This is a genomic window from Haloarcula nitratireducens (assembly GCF_019599505.1).
In genome coordinates, this window is record NZ_RKLT01000053.1 from 1 (window position 1) to 5,981 (window position 5,981).

The window sequence follows — 5,981 nt, forward strand, 5'->3', positions numbered from 1 at the left end:
CTTCGAGTCGAATCAAGCACTCGCGTACTTCCATTTGGGCTGGGCGGCCGCGAAGGCACGGAACAACGAGTAGCTCCCAACCGACGATTTTCTGCCCCCCGTGGGAGGTGCGGGGGCGCGCCCGAGAATGCGTCCCGGTACAGACCAATGGCGACGATCCAAACCGACCTTTCTGACGCAGCGGCGTCCAGCCAGCAAACTACGCACTCCTTCGACGACTCGGACACGCGAGCCGACGATATGCGCGACCAGCTTGATGCGTGGGTCGAGGACCTCGCCGGACTGACCGACGAGGCCCAGGCCAGCGAGCAGTTCCAGCAGTGGCTGGAGGTGCAGAGCAAGTTCCACGATTACTCGGCTCGGAACACGCTGCTGATTCAGTTGCAGTGTCCTAACGCGACCAAGGTCGCTGGGTACAACACATGGCAAGCAGAGTTCGACCGGCACGTCCAGCAAGGCGAAAATGCGATCTGGATCTGGGCACCCATCATCACCAACAAATGTCCTGAGTGTGGGAACTCGCCGTCCTATCACGCGAACACGGGGTGTGCGTACGACGAAATCGACCCCGACGACTGGTCACGCGGGCTGGTTGGGTTCCGACCGACGTCGGTGTTCGACATTTCCCAGACCGAGGGAGAGCCGTTGCCTGATCTCGAAACTGAAGCGTGTGGTGATGCAGACGGCCTCGTCGAGGACCTGTTGGCTGCGACCGACGCCATCGGTGTGGATGCGACTATCGTTGCTTCCGACGAGTGGAGCCACGGGTCCGCACGTGGAGTGTGTGAACGGCGAAGTCCGACGACGACGAATCCGGTCGTGGAGGTGGTCGACCGCGAAAACCGGGCGGATCTTGCGAGTACGCTCATCCACGAATTCGCCCACGCGACCATGCACTTCGAGCGTGAACCTGGCGAGGAGAAATCGCGGTTGGAGATTGAGGCTGAAGCGGTGGCTTACATCGTCAGTCGGCACTTCGGCTTGGACCCGGACAACTCAGCGTTCTACTTGGCCACGTGGGACGAGGATGCGCCGGCGACAGTTCGAGATCGGTTAGATCGGATTTCGAGTACAGCGGCTGATCTTATCGACGCAGTCGAAGGCTAACCAACAGATGCCGACTATATTGAGTAGTGTTGGTTAGCCTATCATCGTTCGTCGGTACCGGACTCACGAGGCGTATTTGTGGCGCGCTGGGCAGCTGGGCGCGCCTCTCAGGGCGTCCGTGTTTCCAATGTCCACAGATGCACGACACTCCTGGTCAGCGGCAGCTATCGATAATGCGAAGCAAGCCGAATACGTTGGGTTCCTGCATCGGGAGCCCTTTGTCATCGACGCCTACGCGCTAGGATTCACAGTCGGTGTTCGTGAGGACTATTCCTATCAATCCTCGCTGCGGAACGTTGATGTCCCAATCGAGATCTTGGATAACGACTTTCGGAATCCCGACTTGGACCGCTATATCGAGCGCTTCGAACAGTACGAACCGGCTGTCGGAATGCTGGGCGATGCGTACGACCGGGAGGAAGCCCGGCGATACAATCGGGCGGCGAGAGAGTTGAAGGGGAAGTTTCCGGGGACGGAGATCATCATCGTCCCGAAGTGCCGGAAAGCGATTCCTGCAATCGATGACGATATTGTTCTGGGGTACCCGATGGGGTACTCCGACAAAACGGCCGAGGAGTACACGAACATCGTGGATTGGCGCGAGCGTCGGGTTCACTTGCTGGGCGCGAGCCCACCCAAGCAATACGAGGCAATCCAGAACCTCACACAGCCGCGTGTCACTGGTGAAGCACCAGCCGATATCGTCGGTGTAGACTGGAACGGGATCCATCTAGCGGCTCTGAAGGGTCAGTATTTCACGCCGCATGGTTACGGTGACGCCGACCATCTCTCGATTCGAGCGACCGTACGAGAGAGTCTAGAATGGATTCGGCGTTATTGGCAGAGAAGAGACGTCTGGCCGATGTCGGGAACTGGACAGAATCCACTGGACGAGGAGCCAATGGACCCGGTCTTCGCTGCCGACGGCAGTCGCGCGACGACTACTGAGCTTGAGGATGCGATTGTCGTCGAATACGAGAACGGACAGACACTCGCCTATCGCTCTGAATGTGAACGGAATCGTATCGAGTATCGGGAAGGACTCGTCCCCGTCAATCGGACGTAAGCGATTTCGAACCGTATCATGATTTTGTGCGCCTCTGACGGGTGGGAGGCTCAGCATGAGTACTGATCAGCAGCAGCCAGTTGACGAAGAGGTACCGGACTACACAACCGACGATGTCACCACCATTGCCGCCGAGCATCGCCGGGCACAGGCCTCGGGTGAAGTGTTCGGGGGCGAACCGGGTGGAGAGCGCTAAGACCGATGAGTGACTCTTTCGAACAACTCATCACGAAACCATGAACACACGAAGGAAGCAACAATTGATAGCGGTAGAATAGGCACGATCATCACTAGACTCGTCGACGGCATCGCTGTCGCAGCACTGTTCTTCGCAGAGTTGAATCTCTGGGGAACTGAAGTACCACTTTGGATGTCTGCCGCGTCTGGCCTTAAGTATGGCTGGTAGATGGCGACCACCGGTCCGGTTGTCACTGGGAACAGGGACATCTACGTCGGGGTGTACGTCGTCGGCCTACTGGTCGGGATTCCAGTCTGTCGGCGTCTCTGGCTTGGAAAGTAGGGGCCAGCGCTGGTATTATTTAGGATTCATGAATACGACAACATATGCTTCAAGGAGGATATGGGTGGGCGTACCTTACCAGCCCCGGAGTAGGAATCGGAATCGTGGTACTGATATTCGCAGTTTCTGTATTCTGGTGGGTCTGGAAGGACCTAGAGTAATCAGTATCGCATGGCTGACCGTCGAAAGTTAGTTTTGAGTAACGTAGACGCAGACAGAGACCGCCTTCTCTGATTGTTCAGTCACTGTATTTCTCCTGGGTGCGGGACCCGTTCGACGCCTTCCGCTGGCCGGTAGCGACCCTCGTCCTCTTCGGCCCGGCCTTCCTCGACGAGCGTAGCGAGCGCATCGCGAACGTCGTCGGGATGGATGCCCGCGTGCGAGCTCGCGACCGTGTGGATAGTCCGTCCACGCGCCCACTCGGGTTGTGGGTCGCCGGTCTGGGCCATCAGTACGTTCAGGACTCGACGCTTGGTGTCAGTAACCACTTTGAAACACCTTAGTTGGGCGAGAACTTAATACGGATGTTTTACAAGCACCGATTGATGCCTTTGCAAAGAAACCTCGATTCGACGGAAGTCCGATGCGCCGACTGCCACGCGATGCTGAAGCGAGACCGGGCAACAGACAAACTATTCTGTTTGGATTGTGGTGAGGCGAAGGTCCCAGACCCGTCTGAGTAGCGAAGACTACGTCCCAGGATGATTCACTCTGTCTATCGTCCACTATTACTGCCGGCTGCCTGTCGAAATCGTGTCTTGTTCCGAGCCGACTACCATGGACTGGATCACGATCAATCCCGCTCATTTTGCTGTTCAGGTATTCAGCAATCCGTGATTTTGTGCGCCTCTGGAGAGTGAGAGGATGTCTCAACAACAGTCTCGACCTCGGCGACCTTCTGGATCGTGTTCCAATCAGCAAAAGGTATCCGTCGAGTCGGTTACAGCAGCCGTTCGGACGCAACGGACTCCGGAGACCGATCTCGAAGCACAGATCCTGCGGACTATTGCCCGGCAATCGGAGAGTCTCACCACGCCAGATCTCTTGGCACTCCGAGCACAGTTGGACGTCAACGTCTCGGAGCAAGCGCCACTCCAACAGCAGGTTCGAACCGTCGTTGACGCTATCACCGCAATGGTCGCGACGTGGGACCAGCAGGAGATGGAAGCATGAGCGGCGATTCCGACGCCGCGGTTCTGGAGGATCTCCCGCCCGAACGACTCCTGTCAGGAAATCAGCTCCAGCCGACTCTCGCTGGGATTCGCTGTATGGACTCCATCGAGACGATTCAGGCGTATCTGGCCTATGAGACGAAACATCAGGACCGAACGCACGTCCAAGACAAACTTCGGTTACGAGCTCGTGAACTCCGCCGGGGTGACGGCGATGAGTGACAAGCGTCTCTTCATCGAAGTCCATGGTATCGGACCCGACGATATCCCGGCCCATGGGGATGAGCCAGCGGTCCCCGACGATGCGCCGGCCATCGCGAACGACATTCACGATCTGCTTCGGGAAGAGTACGGACTGACCGCCGCCGAAGGTGTTGCGACTGTCGTGAATCCCGATATCCACGAACAGTTAGTGGACGAGTCAGATTCCTGACTGAGTGCCTCAGGCGGCGATTTTGTGCGCCCCAGCGAGGTGAGGGGCGTTCCACTGAGAACGCTCGTCACCTGTACCAATGTCTACTGCTATCGCTACCCTCGAGAGCTCGCTCACGACCACCGTTGCTGCCCTGGAGGCCGCCGATGTCCAGTAACCATGCCGACGTCGACGACCGGACAGTCGCTGCGCTGACCGAAGTGATGTCCGTGCTGGACTCGGTCGGGCGAGTCCGAAACGCACCGGACCTGTATCTAGTCGTTTCCTCGTCAGGGTCGGAATATCTGGTCGATATGGCCGAGGGACGCTGTGAGTGTCCTGACGATTCGCATCGACCGTCTGTCACCTGTAAACACCGCCGTCGGGTCGCGTTCGTCATCGGCGAGCGTCCGATTCCCGAGTGGGCGAATCAGGATGCGCTCGACGATCAGTTCGGGTTGCACGTTGAGGCCGAACCGACACGGGCAGTCCCCGACGGTGGCGTTGCGCAAGCCATAGCCGACAACAACAGTGTCACTCGATCAGACAGCGGCCCCCTCGCAATCGAATCCCACGACGACCCACGGACGAAGCGAGCGAAACGTGAGGCTATCGACGTTTCCTTTTTGCGAAAGCCCGGCCGGTACGAGGTACAGTCGGCATCAGACAGCGTCTACGAGGTAGACATCCTCGAGGAGACGTGTAGCTGTCCGGATGACGCGTCCCGGTGTAAGCACCTTCGGCGGGTCGACATCGAGATTCGAGCCGGGTTGGTTCCACGGCCCGACGGCCGACTGCCGGAGGCGTAGACGGGTCGCTCTCGGCTTATTTTACGCGTCCCACAGAGGGTGAGGAGTCTTCCAATGTCTTCACAAACTGTCCAGCGACACGAGTCGAGCGTCCCGATACAGCGCTGTCCCGAATGTACCGGCGACCTCGTACAGACCGATCAAGAGACCCACTGTGAATCGTGTGGGCTCGTGGCTGAGGATTCACCCGTTGATTATGGGCCCGAGTGGCGGTCGTTCGACCGCGAGGAGCGCAAGCGAACTGGTGCGCCTCAGACGGTAACGATGCACGACGGCGGCCTGTCTACCAAGATTGGGTTTTCCAATGAGGGCAATATTTCACCGCAGAAGCGCCGGCGACTCAATCGCCAGCGACGGCTCCACAGTCGGTCGAAGTTCGAGTCCAAGCGAGACCGGAATCTAGCGCATGGGCTGGGCGAGATTCGGCGACTGGTCGGCGCACTAGAGTACGGGCAATCGGTTCGTAAGCAGGCGTCGAAGCTCTTTGCGCAGGCACAGGACGCCGATTTGCTGGTTGGTCGGTCCATTGAGAGTGGGGCGGCGGCAGCCGTCTATGTGGCCTGCCGATGCAACATAGTCGTTCAGATGGACGAAATAACGGCGAAAGCCCGCTGTTCGAAAGTAGCAGTGTGGAACACATATCGGGCCTTCCAGACTGAACTGGAAATTCCGATTCCCGTCCAGCGGCCGGTCGAGTGGGTGCCGAAAGTTTTCTCCGAGCTGCCAAGAGATGTCCCGCAACCGGTCAAGCGGGACGCAACTCGAATAGCAGAGCGAGCAACTGAGTCTGCTGAGATTAACGGTGGTCCAGTCGGTATCGCTGTAGCGTGTGTGTATCTAGCGAGTGAGCAGGCCGATATTCGACTGACACAGACGACGCTCAGTGATGCAATGG

At 58.2% G+C, this 5,981-nt stretch carries 9 protein-coding genes and 1 pseudogene; 9 read left to right on the plus strand and 1 reads right to left on the minus strand.

Features of this window, described 5'->3' with window-relative positions:
* The first annotated feature begins 147 nt into the window (after window positions 1–147).
* From EGH23_RS25965 to EGH23_RS25975, 3 genes are all read left to right on the plus strand, one after another.
* Window positions 148–1,107: a zincin-like metallopeptidase domain-containing protein gene (locus tag EGH23_RS25965; protein WP_220582884.1), complete on the plus strand. Its 960-nt coding sequence runs from the start codon at window positions 148–150 to the stop codon at window positions 1,105–1,107.
* Window positions 1,108–1,234: 127 nt separating this feature from the next.
* On the plus strand, window positions 1,235–2,173 hold the full coding sequence (locus EGH23_RS25970; protein ID WP_220582885.1) for a DUF6610 family protein: 939 nt from the start codon (window positions 1,235–1,237) through the stop codon (window positions 2,171–2,173).
* Between the two features lie 55 nt (window positions 2,174–2,228).
* Window positions 2,229–2,369, plus strand: a complete 141-nt coding sequence (locus EGH23_RS25975; RefSeq protein WP_220582886.1) for a hypothetical protein — start codon at window positions 2,229–2,231, stop codon at window positions 2,367–2,369.
* A 566-nt stretch (window positions 2,370–2,935) separates the two neighbouring features.
* Here EGH23_RS25975 and EGH23_RS25980 read toward each other — a convergent pair.
* On the minus strand, window positions 2,936–3,142 hold the full coding sequence (locus EGH23_RS25980) for a hypothetical protein (protein WP_220582887.1): 207 nt from the start codon (window positions 3,140–3,142) through the stop codon (window positions 2,936–2,938).
* Between the two features lie 595 nt (window positions 3,143–3,737).
* Here EGH23_RS25980 and EGH23_RS26975 point away from each other — a divergent pair.
* The 6 genes and pseudogenes from EGH23_RS26975 to EGH23_RS26000 form a co-directional block, all read left to right on the plus strand.
* Window positions 3,738–3,866 carry a hypothetical protein gene (locus tag EGH23_RS26975; protein WP_268899524.1) on the plus strand — a complete coding sequence of 43 codons (129 nt, stop codon included), beginning with the start codon at window positions 3,738–3,740 and terminating at the stop codon, window positions 3,864–3,866.
* On the plus strand, window positions 3,863–4,087 hold the full coding sequence (locus EGH23_RS25985) for a DUF8129 domain-containing protein (RefSeq protein ID WP_220582888.1): 225 nt from the start codon (window positions 3,863–3,865) through the stop codon (window positions 4,085–4,087). Before EGH23_RS26975 ends, EGH23_RS25985 begins: the two co-directional genes overlap by 4 nt.
* The gene (locus tag EGH23_RS25990; protein WP_220582889.1) at window positions 4,080–4,298 is read left to right on the plus strand and encodes a hypothetical protein; all 219 of its coding nucleotides are present in this window, start codon (window positions 4,080–4,082) and stop codon (window positions 4,296–4,298) included. The genes EGH23_RS25985 and EGH23_RS25990 overlap by 8 nt, the downstream gene beginning before the upstream one ends.
* A 146-nt stretch (window positions 4,299–4,444) precedes the next feature.
* The gene (locus tag EGH23_RS25995) at window positions 4,445–5,086 is read left to right on the plus strand and encodes an SWIM zinc finger family protein (protein ID WP_236045108.1); all 642 of its coding nucleotides are present in this window, start codon (window positions 4,445–4,447) and stop codon (window positions 5,084–5,086) included.
* A 54-nt stretch (window positions 5,087–5,140) separates the two neighbouring features.
* Window positions 5,141–5,251, plus strand: a pseudogene (locus EGH23_RS27480) (transcription initiation factor IIB); the annotation flags it as partial.
* A gap of 6 nt (window positions 5,252–5,257) precedes the next feature.
* Window positions 5,258–5,981, plus strand: a 724-nt coding sequence (locus EGH23_RS26000; protein ID WP_328767195.1) for a transcription initiation factor IIB, incomplete at its 3' end; no start/stop codon positions are given.